This is a genomic window from Thermoleptolyngbya oregonensis NK1-22, assembly GCF_032705245.1.
In the GTDB taxonomy this organism is placed as follows: Bacteria; Cyanobacteriota; Cyanobacteriia; order Elainellales; family Elainellaceae; genus Thermoleptolyngbya; species Thermoleptolyngbya sichuanensis.
Genome location: NZ_CP053540.1, coordinates 1535674 through 1554989 on the forward strand (window position 1 = coordinate 1535674; position 19316 = coordinate 1554989).

The window sequence follows — 19316 nt, forward strand, 5'->3', positions numbered from 1 at the left end:
AGGCTCCGCTTGATCGCCCTTTGCCTTGCTACAGTATCTTTTCTAGCCCGTAGACCAGTGACTTCAACTCCAGCACCTTGCGGATGCAGAGCAGCACACCGGGCATATAGGACGCGCGATCGCTCGTGTCGTGGCGCAGGGTATAAAGCTGGCCGGGTGCGCCAAAGATGACTTCTTGATGGGCAATTAAACCGGGGAGCCGGACGCTGTGGATGCGGATGCCGTCTTCGGTTTGACTGCCGCGTGCGCCGGGGAGTTTCTCGGTTTCATCAACGGTCGGCGGATTAAAGGCTTTGCCAAATTCTGCTAAAAGCTGCGCCGTTTGAATCGCTGTGCCGCTGGGCGCGTCGGCTTTTTGGTTATGATGCAGCTCGATAATTTCCACATGGTCGAAATAGCGCGATGCCTGCACGGCCGCCTGCTGCATCAGCACCACCCCAATCGAGAAATTGGGAATCACCAGACAGCCGATGCTGGCTTTGTCGGCAAAGTCTGCCAGATCGTTAAGTTGCTCCACACTCAGCCCCGTCGTGCCAATCACCGGACGCACCCCGTAGGCGATCGCCGCCCGCGCATTTTCATACACCACGTCAGGATGAGTAAAATCCACCATCACAGCGGGCTGCTTTTCCTGCGATGCCAGCGCCAGCGTCCCCTGCATGTCGTTGAGAATTGGCACCTCCAGCGGGCCGCAGCCTGCCACCTCGCCCACGTCCCGCCCAATCTGATCTGGGTTGCGGGCCAGTGCCCCCACCAAAGTCATGTCTTTGCTAGCGGCGATCGCCTTGATGGTTTCGCGCCCCATCTTGCCCGTTGCGCCGTTTACCACGACCGGAATCGGAGCCTGTGTCATTGGAGCCTGCGTCATAGCCAAACGGTTCTCTGCTCAACATTTGGCATTGTATAGCGGTTAGGGATTTCTCGCTGCGGTGGGCGTTGACTCTGGGACAGCGAATGACTGTCTTAGCGGAATCTGAATTAAGAAAGTCGTGCCCTGCCCTGTGTCGGACTGGCAAATCAGTTGCCCACGATGTTTTTCTGTGACGATTTGATGGCTAATGGCCAACCCCAGTCCGGTTCCTTTGCCGAGCGGCTTGGTGGTATAAAACGCCTCATAAATTTGGGCTTGCACTGCTTTGGGAATGCCGGGGCCATTGTCCGCAATGCAGATTTCAACTTGCTTCGCGGCATTGTCCGGTTCAATCAGGCGTGTGCAGATCTTGATGACAGGTGCTTTATCTTGAAGCGTTCGCTCTAGCGTGCTTGATTGATTGGCTTTATCCGTCTCACAGGCTTCTTCTAGCGCATCGATTGCGTTGCTCAAGATGTTCATAAACACTTGATTGAGCTGTCCTGCATAGCATTCCACTTTGGGCAGATCGCCATACTCGCGCACCACCTGAATGCAGGGGCGATCGCCCTTTGGCTTGAGGCGATGCTGCAAGATCATCAGCGTACTGTCGATGCCGTCGTGAAGATTCACGGGCTTCATTTCCGCTTCGTCTACGCGAGAAAAGTTCCGCAGCGACAGCACAATCTGGCGAATCCGGTCTGCGCCAATCTGCATCGAGGAAAGGGTCTTGGGCAGGTCGCCCTCGATAAACTCCAGATCGCTCTCGGCTAAGACCTCTGCCACAGCGGGTGCAGGCTGGGGAACCGTTTCTCGATACAGCGCCAGCAAATTGAGCAATTCCTGCGTATAGCTGCTGACGTGATTGATATTGCCGTAGATAAAATTAACAGGATTGTTGATTTCGTGAGCAATGCCCGACACAAGCTGCCCGAGATTAGAAAGCTTTTCCGCCTGGATGAGGCGCGACTGGGTACTCTGAAGCTCTCGCAGCGCCCGTTCTAGTTCTCGATTTGCCGCCTCTAGCTTGGCGGGACTGGGCAGCGCCAACGCCTGAGGAATCAGCGGCACTAGCTCTATCGCCGTATAAATCGAAATGATAGCCGTGAACGCTTTCACCACACCCGACAGCCAGTAGCTTGGATGCCAGATCGTCCAGATATCCATCAGATGTCCTATGCCGCAAGCGATGATGAACGCTCCAAACAACACAAACATCCAGTTAAACGGAACATCTCTGCGCTTGGCGATGAAGTAAAGGAGCAAGGCGGGAATCGAGAAATAAGCCAGGGCGATCGCCGCATTCGACGCAACATGTAACCACACTAGCCAGGGTTGCCACAGATAACAGTGCCCGTGGGGAATATAGCCCTGCGAACCGAAAAGCGTATGCAGCAGGTTGGTCATACGTTTGGATGATTGGGTCAGGTGAGAGGCGAAGTTTGAAGCAATCTTCAAGAGCGCTACTTGAGAATGCCCACCCCTCCATCTGAGCTAACATCCTGTCGTTATCAGGGGCAAAACATGAATTTGCCCTCTCTGAACGAGATTTCCGCTTCGGGATTGCACTGCTTTGGGATTGCACTGCTTTGGGATTGCACGGAGGGGGCGATCGCCATCTCAAAAGCAAGGCTACAAAACACGATCGGTTTTAGAATTGCGCTCGTGACCCACAGGAACCTCATTGAAAGAGGGTCGGAGTGTGACTCACCTCCGACCCTCCAGTATCAAGCTTGTGATCTCCTAGCGCATCTCTCCTAGCTCACCCATCGCTCACCCATCGCTCACCTGTAGATCACCTGCTGTGCGTATCCTCTACTCGCTAGTCGGCTTTTAATCGGCGACCCGGAGCAAGCCCATTTGCAGGCGATCCAGCACGATGCGGATATGACGGAGATCTTCCATGCCCAGATACAGATCCGACATCATCACCTGATGCAGCATTTGCTCGTCTTCACGGGTGATTTTGCCCGTTGCCACAATCCGGTTGGCAACATCCCCAATCCCATATTCTGTGGAGAACCCTGCTTGCGTCTTCATGGAAACTCAACAAAAGTAACTATATTTAGGGTCATAAATTTACAAAGGTTTCGCCATCCCCCGATGGGATCACCCAATGGTTCCAGCGTTCAACCGCTGGACTGAATTCGGTCTGCAAGTCGCAAAAACCGAATCTGGAAGTCCATCGGCGGTGTATCGTGCCATTTCGCTCCTAAATCGCTGCGGAAAATGCGGAATCAAACACCCGGTTCAGCGCTCTATGAGGGGCGATCGCCCAGTTTTCGCATCCGGTTTCGAGACCTGTCAAAGGCTTGCCAAATCAGGCATTTTGGCAAAAAGCTGCTTTTAGCTTTCCCAGAAACTTAAAGGAAATATAAAAATCTCATAAAAGTTTCATGACATTTCTGCGGACTGGAAAAAGCACTGAAAAAGCTCAGTATCCTTACACAGGAGGTTTCTACGCTCAGTCCATCCTGTTTCTGACTTGCCGTACTCTGGCTTGCCGTACTGTGATGAGTTCGATGAATTCCTATGTCCAATGTCATCGGATTGCTGCCTGCTGGCGGACAGGCGACCCGGCTTTCGCCCCTGCCGCTGAGTAAAGAGCTTTACCCTTTGGGCTTTCGCACAAGTGCTGATGGGCGCACTGTTCCCAAAGTCGTCAGCCACTATCTGCTGGAGAAAATGCAGCAGGCGGGGATTGCCAAAGCCTTTTTTATCTTGCGGCCGGGCAAGTGGGATATTCCCGCCTACTATGGCGACGGCGCACTGGTGCAGATGCGTCTGGGCTATCTGACGGTGCAGGTGCCCTACGGCGTGCCCTACACGCTGGATCAGGCCTACCCGTTTTTGCAGGGGGCAACCGTGGCGATTGGGTTTCCCGACATCCTGTTTCAGCCGGAAAACGCCTATGCCGCATTGCTAGAACGGCTGGCGCGAGGGGGCGCGGATGTGGTGCTGGGGCTATTTCCGACCAAAAACTTTCGCAAAGCGGGCATGGTGCAGTTTGATGAAATCGGGCGTGTGCAGCAAATTGTTGAAAAACCGCAGCAGACGGACTTGATCTATATGTGGGCGATCGCCGTTTGGTCGCCCCGCTTTACCGAGTTTTTGCACGAGTTCGTCAGCGGCCCCGTTCCCGAAACAGAAGTTCCCATCGGCGATGTGATCCAGGCTGGAATCCATGCGGGGTTGCGAGTGGAAGCAGAAGCCTTTCCCGACGGTTCCTATCTGGATGTCGGTACGCCAGACGACTTGGCACGGGCGATTCGGCAACTTACGCCGCCAGAGGGATAGTGCTGAAGATGGAAGACGGAAGATGGAAGATTGAAGATGGAAAACTGAAGACTGATGACTAGAGAGCATTGGGGTCAATGCCGAGCGATCGCAGGCGCTCTGCTAGTTTTTCGGCCCGTTCGCGTTCGGCTTCGGCGTGCTGCTGCACTTGCTGGAGTTGCTCTTGCGTGTGGGCGATCGCCGCTTTTTGCTGCATCGCGTCCTCAGCGGGCGTGGGAACCATCGTCCCGTCTGGCGCAAAGTAGCGCAGTTGCTCATCTGCTATGCCCAGGTATAGCTCCAACTCCTCACTCCAGCGCCAGCCCTGAGCGTTGGGCACAATTTCCTGATACGTGCCATTTTCCAGTCGAAATCCCCGAAACTCTTGATTTTGGGGATCGGGATGAAACCAGAAATACTCCGGCGTTTTGAATACGTCTTGGTACAGCGTTTTTTTGGCGGTGCGGTCTTTGCGGGCGGTGCTTTTTGACAACAGTTCCACAATGACATTGGGAAATCGCCCATTTTCGAGGGATACCATCCAGCTATTGCGGGGTCGCGAGTCTACATTCAGCACCACGAAAAAATCGGGCCCGATAAACTGCCGCTCTGTCCAGCGTTTGCCAATGTCTTCTGGCTGCCAGTAAATGCTGAGATTGCCCGCTGCAAAAAAATTCTGCCGATCTCGCCACCACCACTCTAGACAAGACAAGAGCAAAACAAGTTGACGGAGATGATAAACAGATTCCAATTGAGGTTCGTCGCTGTGGGGTTCGCTCAGCGGCGCTACGTTCGCATCCAGATCGCGTACTGAAACCATAGAACCGTCCCGCTCGTTCTCTTTATTCTACCGACTCTGTTTTTGCTTGCCTCGGCTATTGCAGCGGGCGATCGCCCCCACACGCTGTCCCCCCGTGACGCTGCTCCCACAATCCTTGTATCCTGTGAAATGCCACAGCAAGTAAAAAATACGGCGGGGAAAAACGGTGCTGGATATCAAGCAAATTCGGGAGAATCCGGAGCAGGTGCAGGCAAAGCTAGATCTGCGGGGCGGCGGGTATGACCTGAAACCAATTTTGGCGCTAGACCAGCAGCAGCGCGAGCTAGAAGTGGGGCGATCGCAGCTTCAGGCCCGCAGCAACGAAATCGGCAAGCGAGTCGGGCAAAAGATGAAATCGGGAGCCAAGCCTGATGATGCCGAAGTGCTGGCGCTCAAGGAAGAAGGCAACCAGATCAAGGCGCAACTGAGCGATCTGGAGCCGAAAGAGAAGGAGATCAAAGAACAACTGCAAGCGCTCTTGCTCACGTTTCCTAACCTGCCCAGCGAGGAAACCCCGATTGGCAAAAGCGAAGACGAAAACGTCGAAATTCGCCGCTGGGGAGATGAATATATTCCCACCAATCCCAATATTCTGCCGCACTATGAAATTGGCGAAACGCTGGGAATTCTCAACTTTGAGCGATCGGTGAAAATTGCCCAGAGCCGCTTTGTGACGCTGTTGGGAGCGGGCGCAGCGCTGGAGCGGGCGCTGATCCAGTTCATGCTCGATCGCCACACCCAGGCGGGCTTTGTGGAGGTGCTGCCGCCGATTTTGATTAACACGGCCTCGCTGACGGCTTCGGGGCAACTGCCGAAGTTTGCGGATGAAAGCTTTAAGTGCGATCGCGATGATCTCTGGCTCACCCCCACTGCCGAAGTCCCAATCACCAGCCTCTATCGCGACGAAATCCTAGAAGCCGACGCGCTGCCGATTTATCACTGTGCCTACACGCCCTGCTTCCGACGCGAGGCAGGCAGCTACGGGCGAGATACACGGGGGCTAATCCGCCTGCACCAGTTCAACAAGGTGGAAATGTTCAAGTTTGTGCATCCAGATACCTCGATGGATGAACTGGAGAGCCTCACCCAGGCGGCGGAGGGGGTGCTGCAAGCGCTGAAGCTGCCCTATCGCGTGATCGCCCTCTGCACAGGCGATCTGGGCTTTGCCTCGGTAAAAACCTACGATCTGGAAGTGTGGCTGCCCAGCCAGGGCAAATATCGGGAAATCTCAAGCTGCTCAAACTGCACCGATTTTCAGGCTCGTCGTGCCAGCCTCCGGTTCAAAGAAGCCGGTAAGAAAGGAACCCAGTTTCTCCACACGCTGAACGGCTCTGGGCTTGCCGTAGGGCGCACCATGGCCGCCATTCTGGAAAACTATCAGCAGCCGGATGGAACCGTTGCCATTCCCGAAGCGCTGCAACCTTATTTAGGACGCGACGTGCTGTAACGCAAGTCGCGGCCCTACATCAGTTCTATATCAGTCCTACATCAGCCCTGCTCTCTGGCTCTGGGCAATCAGGGCTGGGAACTCAGTGCTGGAAACTCAGGACTGGAGATTTTTCAGGCTGGAGTTTCAGATTTGCAGTCAACTTGTGCCTAAACTCTGGCTAAACTCTGGCTAAATTCTTCAGATTTGCAGTCAACTTGTGGCTAAACTCTGGCTAAATTCTCCTGATGGGCGGGCGATCGCCTGCAAGTAGGAAAAAGGTACTGTGCAGGATGATTGAGCCATGAGTGAGTTGCTGTTGCTGGCGGCGGGGCTACTGAGTCGAGCAAATGCGGGATCGCTGCCCACTGCGAATCTGCTGCCCGTGCTGCCGCCGCCTGCTGATGCGGCAGGAGTGCCCGACGCAAAAGCCGCTGCTGTTCCCGTGCAGGCTGCGACAGATCAGGTGGTGCAGCCTGAATTTAGCCAGCCTTCGCAGCGGGCCTCGGCGGAAAACCTGCGGACTGCTGAAACGGGGGGAGCCTGGACGGGCAGACGGCGATCGCTCCAAGTCCCGCGCCTGCCCCGGCTCCAGCGGACAGCCCAGGCGCAAATTGTTACCGCACAGCCTATTACCGCACAGCCTGTTACCGCACAGCCTTCCACCCCAGCGCCCAGGTTCAACACGCTGCAAACCGCTGCTCAGAACGCTGCTGCCCAGAGCGATGGGTCTCAAGTCCGCCCACCCCAAGCCAGCGCCGTTCGGAGCATGACAGCAGGGCGATCGCCCGTACAGGTTGCCGTTGCGTCATCCTCTGCGCCTGCGCCAACGCCGACAGCCCCAATACTGACAGCCCCAACACTGACAGACGTTGTGCCGACTAGCCGCATCCGTCCCCAAAGCGGGGCCCAGCAGTATCAGCAGCGGTGGGCGGCGCTGCGGCAGGGGCGAACCTACACGCGCATTGCCGCCGACAGTTTTGCAGAGCAGTGGATCAACGCGACCGAACAGCCAACCTATGAACAGTGGGTGACTCTGCTGGGCTACGAAGCGCGGGCGATGGCCGCGGGCCAGGGCAACAACCGACTGTCGGTGCTGGTGGGCGATTCCATTAGCCAGTGGTTTCCCGTGGAGCAACTCAGCCGCGATCGCTTCTGGCTGAATCAGGGCATTTCGGGCGACACCACGGCGGGCGTGCTGCGGCGGCTGTCGCTGTTTCAAGACACGCGCCCAGCAGATATTCATGTGATGGTCGGCATCAACGATCTGCGGCGCGGCGCGTCCAATGCCGAGGTGTTGAATAACCTTAGCCAAATTATGCAAGACCTGCGCCAGACGCACCCCCAGGCCCGCATTTGGATTTATTCCATCTTGCCGACGCGGCTGCCTGCCCTGCCGCCGGAGCGAATCTTTGCGCTAAACCAAAACCTGGAGGCGATCGCCCGCCAGCAACAGGTCGCCTATGTTGATCTCCAGCGCTTCTTTGCCGAGGAGCCTTCGGGCATTTTGCGCCGCGACCTGACCACCGACGGCATTCACCTCAGCCGCACGGGCTACGCGCTCTGGCAGTGGGCGATTGGCTATTTGATTTGATTGATTTGAGGCATGAGCGTCTGCTGCTGCACAACTGCTGCAAAACGTCGAGGTTAGCCGTCAGCGCTCTGATTCTGTCAGCTTTTAGGTTAAGTGGGCGATCGCCCAAGAATGTCCGTGCTGAGGGAAGCAGGGGCGATCGCCGAGAAATAAGGGCGATCGCCCTCTCAGTGAGTAAGTTAGTGATCTAAGACTTTATCTTAGCTCGTCCAGTGGACAACAGCTGATCGTAATACGCTTCTAGCGTTGGGTTATCGCCTCGCAGCCCGTTGATGATTTTTTCGGTCCAGTCTAGATATTCCAGTCGTCGTTCCAGCGTCCAATGGGTTGGCGGTGTTTCGGTGACAGAGCGGACGTTGGAGATTTTGTCGGCAATCTTGACCTGCTTGGCCCGCTCGGAAAGGTGCGGCGCGTGTTCAATCTGGCGCTGCTTGCGTTCCGGCTTGGGCAGTTGTCGGTCATCGGTCACTTCTTCCACGACCTGCCGCACTTCTACGCCAAAGGCTGCGTCCAGTTCTTCTGGCGTGGTTTCAGTATCTTCCAGCGTATCGTGCAGGATTGCCGCTTGCAGGGTAATCACGTCGCTCACGCCGCCAACCCGTGCCAGAATTTCTGCCACTTCGATCGGGTGGTTGATGTAGGGCGAAGTGTCCACATCTTTACGGCGTTGATCGCGGTGTTTATTTGCCGCAAAGTGAATCGCTGAGAGCAATGCGGCCGCTGGGTTTTGTTCTTTCATCTGCAAGCCTCCCTGGTTGCAATCAGTTACGGTCAATTAGTCACGGTCAATCAGTCAGAGTAAAATACACTTCCTTCTACAGAATGCCCAGCTTTTTGGGTCAGGCTGCATGGGCATCACGGCGATCGCCCAACGGCTCAACTCAGCGAAACCAGGCATCCTGCATGACTCGTTAATTGGCAACGCCGTGTTCAGTCGGTATTATTTCCTCACTGGAACACTTCACTGGAACACTTCGCCAGGATTGCTCAGGTTTGGGCGGGATTAAAACTACGGTTTTTCGGTCGGGTTTATGGACAATTTGGCGGGCTTCCCGGTATTCTGGAGAATTGGGAGGGAAAATGTCAACCAGGTTTCTGCAAACTGCACGGCGATTTAGTAAACTCTCACTTTAACGAATAGGACTTACGCAGTTGGACGATTTCTCGCGGGCGCAGCCCGCGAGAAATCGTCCAAAACCCAGAAACCCTATCGCAAGTGCGTAAGTCCTACGAAGGTCAGAAAGCTAAAGTGAGAACGCTTTGAGCGCCTTGCAGCCGAACCGATTCCCCTGAAGTTCCCTTAATAAAGGCACTAAGTATGCTTCACGCAGCAATTTCAGCCCTCACCCTAAATCCCTCTCCCAGAGCGGGAGCGGGACTTCAACCCCATATCTGACTCCTCTTCTCCCCGCTTGGGAGAAGGAGTTGGGGGATGAGGGCAGTGAATTTGCTGTCTCAAGTATGTCAGTGCCTTGAGAAAGGGGGACTGCCGGACAGTAGAGACTTCATTTCCGTTCAAGAGTGCTATGAACCTTGCCGATCGCCCACTTCATCTTGCCCCTGAGTCCGTTGAACCCTCATTTCTATACTTTGCCTACGGCTCTTGCATGTGTCCGGTTGACTTGAAGCGATCGCTCGGTGAGCCGACGCACGCCTACGTCATGGGTCATGCTACGCTGCGGGGCTATCGACTGGGCTTTTTCTGCTACTCCAAGTTTCGCGACTGCGGAGTGCTGGATGTTGTACCCGATGAGCAGTCGTCGGTCGAAGGCGTGCTGTATCGGCTGCCGCTGCGGTTGAGCAATCGCCTTGATGCCCGCGAAGTCAGCTATCGCCACGAAATCATCACCGTGCAGGCCAACGGGCGCACCTACGACAACGTTCGCACCTACACCGCGCTGCACAAGCTGCCCGAAGAAAAAGCCCCCAACGACTGGTACTTTAATGTGGTGCTGCGCGGAGCCGTGACTTGTCGCCTGCCCGAAGCGTACTGCTGGCACCTCTGCCACCACATGCACCAGCTTCAGGAATTTGGACGGGGCGATCGCCTCAAAACGGCCTAATCTCGCTGCTAAAAAATCTGGTCAGAACTGTTTTCAAAAGCCCTGTCTAAAACGCTCCAAAAGTCAAGAAAACCGAACACCAAATTCCCCCTTTATGGGCAAATAAAAATGGCTCAACCTTGAGGAAATAGTATGGAAACCCTAGAGTTTATCAAAAGCTTTTAGGGTTTCTTCTTGGTTTGCATTTTGTCCCCATGTTTCTGTAGGCTTAAGAGTAGACGTGATGGGTGTCGTGTTTGTAATTCAACACCTCACCTAAGCCAACACATCACTTCAGATACGCTGATAGGCAAAATAAGCTGACTCAAACTATCAGTCGAGAGTCATCTTAGAGCTTGCCTTTCCTCTTTGAAGGCTTCAGATTCTGTATCCTTCGGAGATTTTTAATCAAGTATGAAGGTGGACTGAATATGCCATTCACAATTGATTCCGCTCGTGGGATCTTCTCAAATACCCTGGCTGCTGATGTCGTTCCGGCAACCATTGCCCGATTCAATCAGCTCAGCACCGAAGACCAGCTTGCCTGGATTTGGTTTGCCTATTTGGAAATGGGAAAAACCGTCACCGTTGCGGCTCCTGGTGCCGCCCGGATGCAGTTTGCAGAACCAACTCTGAATGAGATTCGCCAGATGAGCTTTGCGGATCAAACTCAGGTGATGTTCGATCTGGCAAATCATGCAGATACGCCAATCTGCCGCACCTATGCATCCTGGTCGCCCAACATCAAGCTGGGTTTCTGGTATCAGTTGGGGGAGTGGATGGAGCAGGGCGTGGTTGCCCCGATTCCGCCTAATTATGAGTTGTCGGCTAACGCATCAGCAGTGCTGCAAACGCTACGGGAACTCGATTCGGGACAGCAAATTACCATTCTGCGAAATGCAGTGGTGGATATGGGCTTTGATCCCAACAAGATGGGAGAGTATGAGCGGGTTGCCGAACCTCTGGAGACTCCCAAAGAAGCGTCCCAGCGTACAAAGGTTAGCATTGAGGGTGTTGACAACCCTACAATTCTTGCCTACATGGATAATCTGAATGCGAATGATTTTGGATCGCTGATTGCGCTATTTGTTCCCGATGGTGCGTTGCAGCCGCCATTCCAGCGTCCGATTGTAGGCCGAGATGCAATTCTGCGGTTCTTTAGAGAAGAATGCCAAAACCTGGTTCTGATGCCAGAGCGGGGCATTTCTGAACCCGCCGAAGACGGCTATACCCAGGTCAAAGTGACGGGCAAAGTGCAAACGCCTTGGTTTGGTGCGAGCGTCGGTATGAATATTGCATGGCGCTTTTTGCTGAATCCTGAAAACAAGATTTTCTTCGTGGCGATCGATCTTTTGGCTTCTCCAAAAGAGTTGCTCAATCTCGCTCGATAAGCCTATCTAGGTGCAATGGGTTCATGGAACAGGGTCAGTTTGCCCTGAATGGACAGAGCGCATCCCAATTCTGCAAATTTGCCCTCATCCCCCAGCCCCTTCTCCCTTTTTGGAAGAAGGAGAGCCGGATTGGAAGTCTCTCTCCCAAGGCGGGAGAGGGATTTAGGGTGAGGGTTACAAAAGCGGGATGCATCTAGTGGATAGGCATCATTAAACGGCTCTGAGCCTGCGATTTTTAATGCGCTCTCTTCGACAGAGGGCGCTTTTCAGTATGGGCGATTTTTAGGGTGGTTATCGCACTGTGACTGGGATATTTCTTGCGGCTGTGATTTTCGCGGGCTGGGTCGTCAGTTTGCTTTTGTTTCTATCAGTAGACTCTGCCAGTCTTTCGGTGCCCGGCGTTATTTTCGCAGTTCTCCTTCGCACGTTTTTGCACACGGGTCTGTTTGTAATTGGCCACGATGCCATGCATCAGAATCTGCTGCCCAATCACCGACGCATCAATCACTGGATAGGGGCGATCGCCGTTGGGTTATACGCCGCTATTTCCTACTCAAGCTGCTGTGCAAATCATCATCAGCATCATCGCTATCCCGAACAAACACGCGATCCTGACTTTCATGACGGTACGCACACCCATCCCTTCTGCTGGTATGTGAAATTTATTCGGGAATATATCGCGGTTTCGTCGATTTTGGGACTGCTGGGCGGCTGGGGACTGCTGCTGTGGGGGATGAGCCAAGTGGTTCCGACGGCTTGGAGTCGGGTCGTTCTGTTCGTGCTGCTGCCGTTTGTGCTGAGTTCGGTGCAACTGTTTGTATTTGGCACCTATCTTCCCCATCGTGGCAAGCTGGGGCCTCAAGTGCCGGAGTGGCTGCGGCCAGGCGATCGCACTCTCAATCCTTCACAAACTCAGTGGGGGCAATGGCTCTGGTCGTTTTTCACCTGCTATCACTTTGGGCAGTATCACCCACGCCATCATCAGTTTCCCAGGGTTCCGTGGTATCAGTTGCCAAGCTTCAGAGAAAAATGATGATCTTAACCCAATGGAACCTAAACCTAATGGAACCTAATGGATGAAATTTTGGCAAACTGCCTCCCCGAATTCTGAGAATTATGAGATTATACGTATCATAGATTTACATTATGATATGTGTTGCGTTAAGAATTGCTGCATAGGTTTTGGCTGCTTCGGGGGGTTTGGTTTTTAGATGCAAGCTACTGATATCCAATGGTCTAAGGCGGAGAAAGAGATAGCGCGGGCAGCCTTCGAGCGAGCCTATGAGCGTGAAATTCAGGCGTTGGTGAAGGAAGTGCGGGAGCGGGCCCACGGGGTTGGCGAAGTGGATGACCTGTGGACGCTTCATGACTTCCTCAGTGCGCGGCGACACGCCCTGGAAGGGAAGTATGACTATCGGTATTCAGTATTGATTTTTGTGTTTGCCCAGTTGGTTCAAGAGGGTTGGCTGGAACTGCATGAGCTAGAAGGGCTTGCGACAGACAAGTTGACCAAAGTTTCAGCGCTAACGCGAATGGGCTGTCATTTCTAGGCCGTCATTTCTAAACGGGTTGCAAAAACCAAGAGGCGGGTAAGCGGTCACTTCTCAGATTTCATACTGCTGCTACTCGTTTCTCATTTATGTCTCATTTATGGGACTGCTGTGGAACTGTTATGGGGCTGGAATGAGGCGATAGCGCTGGACGGGATAGGCGAGTTGGCGTTTCTCGTCTGCCGTTTCGTCGAGCCATCATTTGGTTACTCTATGCTTTGCTATTTACTCTATGCTTTGCACAAAGTCGTAGAGCCGATGCGCCATCTGGAGCTTGCTGCATGGGGCGATCGCCCTTTTTCTGCCCGTTTTATCCAGAAACACGGCCTGATTGTGGTCGCTGCCAAAGCCGCTATCTGGCAGATCGATGGGGTTAGCGGCGATCGCATCTAGCCGCTTGCGCGTCAGTTTTTCGACCGCTGGGGTTACGATGTCACCCGTTTGCGCGGCGAACCCAATCAATCGCTGGTGGGGCTGTTTGCGCTGGCCCAGGTCGGCGGCGATGTCGGGCGCGGGAACCAGGGGCAGGGCAGCGGGCAAGTCGGCTTTGGGCAGTTTGTGGGGATAGGTGGTGGCGGGCTGCACATCGGCAACGGCAGCAGACAGCAGAATCCAGTCGGCGGTGGGCAGTTCTTGCAGCATGACCTGGTGCATTTCGGCGGCGCTGGTGACGGCAATGCGGCGATCGCCCGCATCTAGCTTCAGCAGATCCGCGCTCATTGGCCCATGAACCAGCGTCACCGTTGCGCCCCGATGCTGAGCCGCCTGGGCCAACGCTAGCCCCATTTTCCCCGTCGAAGGATTGCCGATAAACCGCACCGGATCAAGAAATTCCCGCGTGCCGCCCGTGTTGATTAGCACCTGCTTGCCTGCTAGGTCGCGCTGTCCCTGGGTATGCCCTAGTGATTCCAACTGAGCGACCAGATCGGGGGGTTCCGCCATGCGCCCTGCACCCAGGCGATCGCACGCCAGTCGTCCTGCCCCTGGCCCCGCCGTGTGAAATCGCGAGTCTTCCTGCACCAATCGCCAGTTGCGCTGCACAGACGGCTGCTCCCACATGTCGGTATTCATTGCCGGAGCCAGCAGCACGGGACAGGTCGAGGCCAGCACCGTGTTGGTGAGCAAATTGTCCGCCAGTCCGTAGGCCAGCTTGCCCAGCGTGTTGGCCGTCAGCGGCGCAATCAGCATCACATCGGCCCATTCGCCCAGTTCGATATGCAGGGGTCGACCGTGGCTGGGCTGCCAAAAGTCGGCATCGGTGTAGGCGGCATGGCGAGCCAAGGTTGCAAAAGTAAGCGGTGTCACAAACTGCTGCGCGCCGTCCGTCAGCACCACGCGCACCGCCGCGCCAGATTTTGCCAGCGTGGACACCACCTCGCACACTTTGTAGGCTGCAATGCCGCCGCCTATGCCAATGAGAATTTTGGGAGCGTCCATCTATCGATTTTGGATTTTGGATTTGCGATTTTGGATTTGCGATTTCGGGTTTGCGGTTTTGGGTTTGCGGTTTTGGGTAGCTCGTCAGGTGGTTGGAGGGCTTCCAGCACGTTGATTCATCGTGGCACTCAGAAGAGTGTGGCACTCAGGAGGCTTGAGATAGTCGCTGATAGGCTTGGGCGACAGACGTGCGATCGCCCACGTTGCCGGGAAACAGCACCACGGGCAGATTGGGAAACTGGGGATGATCGGGCGGGGTGCGAACTACGGACACACCAGGGAGAATCTGTCCCAAGAGGCGGGCGCTGGTGAGGGCAAGGCCATCGCTCAGCGTGTCGTTGGAGGTGATGCCGCCCTTGCTGATCAAGAAGCCTACGTCGGCGGGCAGCCCCCGCACAATGTCCATCAGCAGCCGCGACACCGCCATGCCAAAGTCTAGCCGGGTCTGCGCGTCGGCGAAGGTCAACTCTTGGCGACTGGTGAACACAACGGGGGTCTGTCCGGCTGCGTGGGCCGCGTGAACCTGGTGCAGCAGGTCGGCCAGCAGCGCGTCGCGGGACATCGGGGAATCAGGCAATAACTTGGCGACATCCACCTCGACGGGCACAACTCCCGGCGCTTGCAGCAATACCTCAAGCTGCTCTGTCGTTTTTTTCACATGGGAGCCAACGATGACTGCACCAGGTTTGCCATCGCGCACGTAGGTTGCCATATCTGCCGGGGCAACGGGCTGGGGCGGCAGGTTAGCCAGGGCCGTCAGCAAACTGGCCGCGCTGCGAAACAGGAAGCGTTTGCCCTGGGAGGCAGCCGCCAGCACATCTGCCGCAAAGCGGTTCAAGTCGTCCTGGGTTTCGGCATCCACCACGCCGCAGGTGTTTCCGCTCAGCGCCAGCAGCCGCGCCGCCACGCCCGCCCGCACGTCCGCCAGCAAGAACCGCTCGACCTGCTCGGCAGCAATCCGCCCCTGGGTCTTTTCCTCGACGTAATCGGGCAGGTAGCTGTGGTGATAGGCAAACACCGAATCGCGGGCAAATTCCGTTTCGTGAACGGGGGTGGGCACGCCGTTGATGACCAGATAGTGAACGCTGTCGCGGGTGAAGCGGCCGCCCTCGAAAAAGGCAGGCGTGAGAAAGTGCGCGTCAAACGGGCCCAATTCTTCGGCGATCGCATCGGTTTCCACAGGATAATGCCCGCGCAGCGTCGAGTCCGAACGGCTGACGATGAGAAAATCCTGAAGGCCCTCTAGGGCGATCGCCTGTTTTAGATTGCGACACACCTCCCGCGTCACCGCATCCGCTTGGGTCGGTGTCAGGGCGCGGGTGTTGGTTAGCACAAAGAAAATGGGCGACTCGTCCGCCAGCCCCAGCCGCAGCGTGTCTACGTCCCATCGCGTCAGCAGCAGGCAGGAGTGAACCGTTTGCGACCCGGTGGGGTCGTCGTCGAGGACGATAATCTTGGGCTGCATGGGGGATTGGAAATTTGAGGTCAGGGGATGATTTTCTCAGATTTTGGTGCGCGATCGCCCTGCTGCGGGTACACTCAATCAGGCCGAATTCATACGCATTTCTCCAGAGCGATCGCCCCTTTTTACAGCACTTTCGTAAAATTTGGGCTAACCTCTGAGAGCAGGGCAGTGCATCGTAGCCGCCATCTTACCAAGCCTGGGGTCGCAAACCGATGGGGGAATTGGAACATCAGCCTGATCAGGGCAGCGAAATGTCAAACACCGAGACCAACCCTGGAAACGGAACGCCTCATTCCAAAGGGGTGGAACAGATTTTGCAGGACGTAACGCAGGATTTGCGATCGCTCCAGCAGGATGTGGTGTCCAGTCTGAGTCAGGATATTTCGCGTCTCCAGGCAGAGCGATCGCGCCTGCAAAACGAAATTGAAAAGCTGCAAAGCCAGCAGCAAACCCTGCAAAGCCAGCATCAGATTTTCTTGACTCAGCAGCAGATCGCTCAGCAAAAACTCTGGGCCAAGCAGCTTGCCCAAACAATGGCGGGCTATCTCTATAACCTGCTGGCTCAACGGCTTAGCCAGCTTCCGGGCGAGGCGGCCGCGCCCAACCTGCCGCCTGCTGCCCAATCTGCCAACTCGCAGCAGGCCTTGTCCCTGCTCGACGCGACGCTGAGCCAAACGCTAGCCTCACTGCAAAGCGATCTAAACGTCTATCACAGCGGGCTGTCGCAGCAAATCGACCGGATGCAAACCCTAGAGCAGCAAGGCGAGGCGCTGCTTGAGGCCCTGGTCAGCCGTCTGAATCAGCAGCTTCAAGCCGTGGGAACCGTTTCGCCAAGCCAGCCTGCCGCCTATTCCACGCTCACGTCGGAACCTGTTGCGCCGCCTGCCCGCCCAGGCTTGCCAGAACCGAGCCTGTTCAATCCACCCGCTCCATCCCCCAGCGGCTCGACGGCTGCAGGTGGCGAGTCTGCTCCAAATGGTTATGCTGGGCGAGCGTCCGAGCCGCCAGCGCCGCCGAATGTATCGCCTGATCCTGTATCGCTTGAGAACGGTTCTCCCCCGATTGCGCCGACTCCCCGGCCCACGCCAACGGTTACCGTTTCGTCAAATCCCTTTAGCGTCTCGACGCTGGCAGGGATTGTGCTGGCAGGGCTGCTGATTTTGGCGGGTGTGGCCATGCTGGGCAAGCTGATTGCGGCGCTGCTGGGCGGCGGCACGGGGCTGTCGGTGGGAACCATGCCGCTGCTGCTGTTGACGCTGGCGGCGGGGATGGCCTACTGGGTCTGGCAACAGGGCAGAGCGCCCCGCCGACTTTCTGGACGAGCTGCTGGGCGATTTTCCAAGGGAGCGCTACGCGAATCGCCCGCGTCTGGTTCTCCCGCAGGCGGACTGCCCAATCTGGCGCAGCCGCAGGTGGGTCTGGTGCTAATTTTGCTCTCAACGCTTGCCCTGTCGCTACACAACGTGGTGGTGGGCATCATCGGCGGACAGACGAGTATTTTTGGGCTATTTAGCCTGCCGCGCTCGATCACGCTGGACAGCTTCAACGACTCGCTGCTGGTGTTGTGGCTGCGGATGGTGGTGGTGGTGCCTGTGATGGTGGCGATCGCCCGCTGGCTCTATCCCAACGCCTGGCGCGATATTCGCAGCTTTGCCCTGAGCCGCGATCGCGCTCTGCAAGGCTACGTGGTGGGTAGCGGAGCCTGTCTGTTTCTCTCGCAGGTGTTTATCTACATTGCGATCGCCGCCACAGGGCCGGGGGTCGCCGTGACGATTTTGTTCATGTATCCGCTGATCCTAGTGCCGCTGGCGTGGCTGCTATTCCGCGATCGCCCTACGCCGCTGCGGTGGGTGGTGCTGTTTGGGATTTTGTCGGGGGTCGTGCTGACGGCGCTGCCTCGATTGATGCAGGCTACTAACGTGTCCACCAATGGCATTTTCTTTGCCATTCTGTCGGGCATCTTTTTCGCGCTGTACCTGATTACGATGCAGATCAGCTTTGGCAAAAAGCTCCATCCAGTGCCCGTCAGCGTCGTGCAGTTCTTCACGATCTTTGTGCTGGCGAATATCATGCTGCTGATGATGGGCGTTGAGGAGCCGCCGGATCACCTGATGGGGCTGCTGCTGGGCGGGCTGGTGCTGGGCACGCTCACGCTGCTGGGGTATCTGCTCAACAACGTGGGTGTGCGCCTGCTGGGGGCTGCCCGCGCCTCGATTATTTCTGCCAGCGGCCCAGTGCTGACTGCCCTGCTGGCCTATCTGATTACGCCGAGCGAACGCACCCAGCTTCAGCCTGTGCAGTGGGTTGGCATTGTGGTCGTGACGCTGGGCGTGCTAGGCCTCAGCTTCGAGCGGATGCGGATGCAGAATAAAACCGCCCCTGCTGCGAAGTAGCGCTCAGCAGCAGGAAGCCAGATGCCAGAAGTCCAAATAACTAAACCATTAAGGACTGAGGCCGAGTAATTCGGATTCAACCACGGAGAACGGAGAGAGAGGGATTCGAACCCTCGTTAGAGTTACCCCTAAACAGCATTTCCAGTGCTGCGCCTTCAACCACTCGGCCATCTCTCCATACGCTTGCTGATTCGGCTTACTTGCAGCCAAGTCTCAGCATATTTTCAGCCCGCAGGCCGCCAGTGATGAATGGAGAATTCATCCACAGAATTTCTATGTTACCAGACCTTAGCACCAGTTAATCCCGAAACATGATCCTAACCCGCCGGGTGCATCCCATTTTTGTAACCCTCACCCGAAATCCCTTTCCAAGAGCGGGAGAGGGACTTCCAATCCGGCTCCCCTTCTCCCAAAGCGGGAGAAGGGGCTGGGGGATGAGGGCAAGCTTGCAGGACTAGGATACGCCCAATCTGCCCAACTGCCTGATTCCTGCGACCCAATCCCTACCCGAATCTTTGGCAAGGAGGGGGCGATCGCCGTATGATCTCCAAGGCAGTCGTGTCCTACTTCCGTACCCCCAATATGCCTCGTTCCCATACGGTTCACATCTGCGATCGCCAGACTGGCACTCAGCACACCGTCGAAGTGCCTGAAGATCGCTATATCCTGCACACCGCCGAACAGCAAGGCGTGCGCCTGCCCTTTGCCTGCCGCAACGGAGCCTGCACCACCTGCGCCGTCCGCGTGCGATCGGGCGATATCTACCAGCCCGAAGCAATGGGCCTGTCGCCCGAACTCCGCGCCCAGGGCTACGCGCTCCTCTGCGTCAGCTATCCCCTCACCGATCTGGAAGTAGAAACCCAGGATGAAGATGAGGTCTATGAACTCCAGTTCGGTCGCTACTTTGGCAAAGGTCGCGTCCGCCGCGCCCTGCCGCTAGAGGAGGACTAGGGTCTGGCTTGCAACGCCTGCTGTCCCAGTCTGACACCCTCGAAAAACTCGAAACATTTCTTCTTTCGGCGCTTTCGGCGCTTTCGGCGAGTTTTGAAGCCAGCGCTAAACCCCTGCACTT

General features: G+C 56.0%; 16 protein-coding genes and 1 tRNA gene. 9 read left to right on the forward strand and 8 right to left on the reverse strand.

The features are described from left to right. Positions 1-28: 28 nt before the first annotated feature. The 3 genes from dapB to HNI00_RS06585 all read right to left on the reverse strand — a co-directional run bounded on the left by dapB (position 29) and on the right by HNI00_RS06585 (position 2890). A complete protein-coding gene (gene dapB / locus HNI00_RS06575) occupies positions 29-868 on the reverse strand; it encodes a 4-hydroxy-tetrahydrodipicolinate reductase (RefSeq protein WP_316791771.1) in 840 nt (279 codons plus the stop codon). A 42-nt stretch (positions 869-910) separates the two neighbouring features. Further along, complete coding sequence (locus HNI00_RS06580; protein ID WP_316791772.1) at positions 911-2257, reverse strand: sensor histidine kinase; 1347 nt, start codon at positions 2255-2257, stop codon at positions 911-913. A 426-nt stretch (positions 2258-2683) separates the two neighbouring features. Next, positions 2684-2890, reverse strand: coding sequence for a hypothetical protein (locus HNI00_RS06585; RefSeq protein ID WP_316791774.1), 207 nt, complete (start codon positions 2888-2890; stop codon positions 2684-2686). A gap of 492 nt (positions 2891-3382) precedes the next feature. On the opposite strand from HNI00_RS06585, the gene HNI00_RS06590 reads away from it, so the two are divergent. After that, positions 3383-4147 carry a nucleotidyltransferase family protein gene (locus tag HNI00_RS06590; protein WP_316791777.1) on the forward strand — a complete coding sequence of 255 codons (765 nt, stop codon included), beginning with the start codon at positions 3383-3385 and terminating at the stop codon, positions 4145-4147. Positions 4148-4205: 58 nt separating this feature from the next. On the opposite strand, the gene HNI00_RS06595 is transcribed toward HNI00_RS06590, so the two are convergent. Beyond that, positions 4206-4946: a Uma2 family endonuclease gene (locus HNI00_RS06595; RefSeq protein ID WP_316791780.1), complete on the reverse strand. Its 741-nt coding sequence runs from the start codon at positions 4944-4946 to the stop codon at positions 4206-4208. A 166-nt stretch (positions 4947-5112) separates the two neighbouring features. On the opposite strand from HNI00_RS06595, the gene serS reads away from it, so the two are divergent. Together serS and HNI00_RS06605 are read left to right on the forward strand one after the other, a co-directional pair. Then, positions 5113-6393 (forward strand): serine--tRNA ligase, encoded by a 1281-nt coding sequence (gene serS, locus HNI00_RS06600; RefSeq protein ID WP_316791782.1) that lies wholly within the window; start codon positions 5113-5115, stop codon positions 6391-6393. Positions 6394-6676: 283 nt separating this feature from the next. Further along, positions 6677-7966, forward strand: coding sequence for a GDSL-type esterase/lipase family protein (locus tag HNI00_RS06605; RefSeq protein ID WP_316791784.1), 1290 nt, complete (start codon positions 6677-6679; stop codon positions 7964-7966). Between the two features lie 187 nt (positions 7967-8153). On the opposite strand, the gene HNI00_RS06610 is transcribed toward HNI00_RS06605, so the two are convergent. Then, complete coding sequence (locus HNI00_RS06610; protein WP_316791787.1) at positions 8154-8705, reverse strand: HD domain-containing protein; 552 nt, start codon at positions 8703-8705, stop codon at positions 8154-8156. Positions 8706-9492: 787 nt separating this feature from the next. Here HNI00_RS06610 and HNI00_RS06615 point away from each other — a divergent pair. The 4 genes from HNI00_RS06615 (at position 9493) to HNI00_RS06630 (ending at position 12949) form a co-directional block, all read left to right on the forward strand. Beyond that, on the forward strand, positions 9493-10029 hold the full coding sequence (locus HNI00_RS06615) for a gamma-glutamylcyclotransferase (RefSeq protein ID WP_316791789.1): 537 nt from the start codon (positions 9493-9495) through the stop codon (positions 10027-10029). Positions 10030-10439: 410 nt separating this feature from the next. Continuing rightward, entirely contained in the window at positions 10440-11399 is a 960-nt protein-coding gene (locus HNI00_RS06620; protein WP_316791791.1) for an orange carotenoid-binding protein, read from the forward strand. A 301-nt stretch (positions 11400-11700) separates the two neighbouring features. Continuing rightward, complete coding sequence (locus HNI00_RS06625; RefSeq protein WP_316791794.1) at positions 11701-12432, forward strand: fatty acid desaturase; 732 nt, start codon at positions 11701-11703, stop codon at positions 12430-12432. 178 nt (positions 12433-12610) lie between these two features. Then, entirely contained in the window at positions 12611-12949 is a 339-nt protein-coding gene (locus tag HNI00_RS06630; protein ID WP_068516360.1) for a hypothetical protein, read from the forward strand. Between the two features lie 225 nt (positions 12950-13174). Here HNI00_RS06630 and coaBC read toward each other — a convergent pair whose 3' ends face one another. Then, positions 13175-14386, reverse strand: coding sequence for a bifunctional phosphopantothenoylcysteine decarboxylase/phosphopantothenate--cysteine ligase CoaBC (gene coaBC, locus HNI00_RS06635; RefSeq protein WP_316791797.1), 1212 nt, complete (start codon positions 14384-14386; stop codon positions 13175-13177). Positions 14387-14531: 145 nt separating this feature from the next. Beyond that, positions 14532-15851, reverse strand: a complete 1320-nt coding sequence (locus HNI00_RS06640) for a four-carbon acid sugar kinase family protein (protein ID WP_316791799.1) — start codon at positions 15849-15851, stop codon at positions 14532-14534. Positions 15852-16102: 251 nt separating this feature from the next. On the opposite strand from HNI00_RS06640, the gene HNI00_RS06645 reads away from it, so the two are divergent. Continuing rightward, a complete protein-coding gene (locus HNI00_RS06645) occupies positions 16103-18244 on the forward strand; it encodes an EamA family transporter (RefSeq protein WP_316791801.1) in 2142 nt (713 codons plus the stop codon). A gap of 90 nt (positions 18245-18334) precedes the next feature. On the opposite strand, the gene HNI00_RS06650 is transcribed toward HNI00_RS06645, so the two are convergent. Beyond that, positions 18335-18421: transfer RNA gene (locus HNI00_RS06650), tRNA-Ser, on the reverse strand. 405 nt (positions 18422-18826) lie between these two features. Here HNI00_RS06650 and HNI00_RS06655 point away from each other — a divergent pair. Next, a complete protein-coding gene (locus HNI00_RS06655) occupies positions 18827-19195 on the forward strand; it encodes a 2Fe-2S iron-sulfur cluster-binding protein (protein ID WP_068510268.1) in 369 nt (122 codons plus the stop codon). Positions 19196-19316: the final 121 nt, after the last annotated feature.